The organism is Ruminococcus sp. RTP21204st1_B2_RTP21204_210225, from assembly GCF_040914135.1.
GTDB lineage: Bacteria > Bacillota > Clostridia > Oscillospirales > Ruminococcaceae > Hominimerdicola > Hominimerdicola aceti.
The window spans coordinates 1-3,009 of record NZ_JBCPGA010000093.1 but is presented as its reverse complement, the minus strand read 5'-3'; the positions used below and the strand labels follow the sequence as shown (position 1 = coordinate 3,009).

General features: G+C 44.3%; 4 protein-coding genes. All 4 read left to right on the top strand.

Annotated elements, in window-relative coordinates:
- A partial coding sequence (locus AB5123_RS14070; RefSeq protein WP_368364975.1) for a conjugal transfer protein TrbL family protein occupies positions 1–943 on the top strand: 943 nt, incomplete at its 5' end.
- Complete coding sequence (locus tag AB5123_RS14065; protein WP_117925515.1) at positions 940–1,206, top strand: hypothetical protein; 267 nt, start codon at positions 940–942, stop codon at positions 1,204–1,206. The genes AB5123_RS14070 and AB5123_RS14065, both read left to right, overlap by 4 nt.
- Positions 1,207–1,797 carry a hypothetical protein gene (locus AB5123_RS14060; RefSeq protein ID WP_117925517.1) on the top strand — a complete coding sequence of 197 codons (591 nt, stop codon included), beginning with the start codon at positions 1,207–1,209 and terminating at the stop codon, positions 1,795–1,797.
- Positions 1,787–3,009: VirB4 family type IV secretion system protein (locus tag AB5123_RS14055; RefSeq protein ID WP_368364974.1), on the top strand; the 1,223-nt coding region annotated here is incomplete at its 3' end. The genes AB5123_RS14060 and AB5123_RS14055, both read left to right, overlap by 11 nt.

Sequence of the window (3,009 nt, the reverse complement as noted above, 5' to 3'; positions counted from 1 at the left end):
CGAGGTGATAAGCTTGTTTGATTGGATATCTGACGCTATCGACTGGATAGGCGACGGGATATCAAGCCTGTGGGACAGCACCATAGGCGGAGCGGTAGACGCAATATCCGACGTTGTGTGGGACATTATGTTCGAGTGGCTTTTCAACAAGGTCTACGGTGCGGTGGCAGAGCTTTTTATGTTCATAGATCAGTCGGCAACCGATCTGTTCTCTCTTGCCTGGGTGAGGACCTTTGTCAGTCTGTTTCAGGCTCTCGGTTGGATGCTTTTTGTCTGCGGTCTTGTCATGGCGGTTTTTGACACTGCTATGGCATACGAGTCGGGAGCGGCTAACATCAGGCAGACCTGTGTGAATGTGATAAAAGGCTTTATGGCGGCGGCTCTCTTTGCGGTAGTCCCACAGCGGCTTTACGAGCTGTGCATAGCTTTGCAGGGTTCATTTTCCTATGATCTGCTTGGGGTGTTTTTGTCTGACACATACAGCACTATAGCCGATTCGGGGCTTTCTGTGCTGTATGTTCTTGCATCTGACGTTTCACTTTTCAGCCTGTTTTTTATCATACTTTTCGGTTACTGCACGGTAAAGGTCGTGTTTGCGAACATCAAGCGAGGTGGCATAATGTTGTGTCAGATAGCAGTGGGAAGTATATATATGATAGGCATTCCCAGAGGCTTTACAGACGGCTTTTCAAGTTGGTGCAAACAAGTGATAGCGACCTGTCTTACAGCCTTTTTGCAGACTGTGATACTTTATCTTGGATTGCTGACTTACACTCAACACCCTCTTATTGCAGTGGGCATTTGCCTGTCAGCTACTGAAGTGCCGAGGATAGCTCAGATGTACGGATTGGATACCAGTGTGAGAGTCAATATGATGTCTGTTAGCCATACTGTTTCTATGGGGGCTAAGGCTATTGGTATGCTGAAAGGAGGAGCAAAATGAAAACCTACATCTACCCCGAAAACCTGAGAGCAAGCGTAAAGCTGTGGTTTTGGAGCGTTCGGGATCTTATCATTATCTGTGCAGGGATAGTACTGTCTGTGATAGTGCTTGTGAATCTATGGAACATTATCCCCTTTGCAGTCACAGCCTGCTATGCTTTTGTGACTGTAAGAGCAGATGAAATGTCGATAATGGACTATCTTTTTAATGCTGTAAAGTTCTTTGTGACCTCGCAGCAATTATATTTTTGGAGGAAAAGTTAAATGAAGAAAAGCAAAAACAGCGTTCAGGGTCTTATCGGTCTTGAACGCTTTACTAAATACGGCGTAAAAACCGATAAGGCTGAGATAGCATTTTTCAGCGTAGAGCCGACCAATATTTCCGTGCTGTCTGCGGCTAACATCGACGTGAAGATACATCATCTTATGATGCTGTTAAGCACTATACCTGATCTCGAGATACTTGCTCTTGACTCCTGCGAATGTTTTGACTCAAACAAAATGTATGTGAAAAAGCGTTTGCAGACGGAGAAGAACGAGGCGGTCAGAAAACTGCTGCAGGCAGACTTTGATTTTCTTGACGAGATCCAACTTGAAATGTCCTCTGCAAGACAGTTTGTGTTCGCTTTAAGGTTCAAACGTGAAAAGGACGAACAGATCTTTAACACCATCAACCGAGTGGATAAAGCGATTTCCGAACATGGATTTGCGGCAAGAAGAATGTCAAAGCCTGAGATAAAAAGAATGCTTGCTTTGTTTTTCGGTACAAGTATTTCAGGCGAAGAGATCCCCGATATTGAGGGAGAAACTGAATTTGATCTAGAAAAACAGGAGGTGACTGTTAATGAGAAGTAGAAAGCAAAAGAAAAAAGAACTGTCAGAAGAACAGCTTGAGATCATCGATACAAAGGACTTTTTTGACCGCATTGCACCAGGCATTATACGCTTTTACACAGATCACTACATCTGTGGAAACTTCTACAAGTCCTGCTGGGCGTTGACGGAGTATCCGCCGAGTACGGAGGAAACGGCTATCCTCGCACACCTTGCCGACAGAAACGGCGTAACGCTAAGAATCTACAACCGCCTTGTGACGAGTATGAAACAGAGAAAAATCGTTCAGCAGGCAATGCGTAAGAACCATATGATGACCACCACTAATGATGTAAACGAGAGTATCAAGGCTCAGAACAACATCGACGATGTGGTTGAACTGCTTTCAGAACTTCGCCGAAACAAAGAACCGCTACTGCATACGGCTGTGTTTATTGAGTTGAAAGCAAGCTCTGAGGATAAGCTGAAAGAACTGCAGGCCGATGTTCAAATGGAGCTGACACGTTCCAAAATATCTGTTGACCGTTTGCTTTTGCGGCAGAAAGAGGGATTCTTGTCTGTTCATCCTGCGGGCAATAACGTATTCGCAAGTCAGTTTGAACGTGTTCTTCCTGCAAGCTCGGTGGCTGATCTTTATCCCTTGAATTACAGCGGCAAGACCGATGAGAGCGGCTTTTATGTTGGAAGAGATAAGTACGGCACGAATATTCTTGTTGACTTTGACAAGCGAACTGAGGACAAAACAAACTCCAACATTCTTATACTCGGCAACAGCGGTCAGGGCAAGTCTTATCTTATGAAACTGCTGTTGTGCAATCAGCGTGAATCAGGCAAATCTATACTTTGCTTAGACCCTGAACACGAATATGAGGATCTGTGCAATAACCTTGGCGGCACTTACATTGATATGATGTCGGGTGAGTTTATGATAAATCCGCTTGAGCCAAAAGCGTGGTCAGAAAATTCTCGCTTTGGAAATCAAGAAAAGGAAACCGATGACAGCCCTGAAACATTCCGAAAAGTAACCCGTTTAAGTCAGCACATCAGCTATTTGAAAGACTTTTTCAGAGCGTACAAGGATTTTAGTGACGCCGAAGTCGATACGATAGAAATTATGCTGATGAAGCTGTACGCAAGATTCGGTATTGATGACTTCACGGATTTCAGTACGCAGAAAAACGAGGATTATCCGATTATGAGCGATCTATACGAACTCATAGAAAAGGAATTTAT

What these genes read in the sequence shown, in the direction of transcription:
- AB5123_RS14065 (WP_117925515.1), top strand. Translation starts at nt 940, where the DNA reads ATGAAAACCTACATCTACCCCGAAAACCTGAGAGCAAGCGTAAAGCTG.
- AB5123_RS14060 (WP_117925517.1), top strand. Translation starts at nt 1,207, where the DNA reads ATGAAGAAAAGCAAAAACAGCGTTCAGGGTCTTATCGGTCTTGAACGC.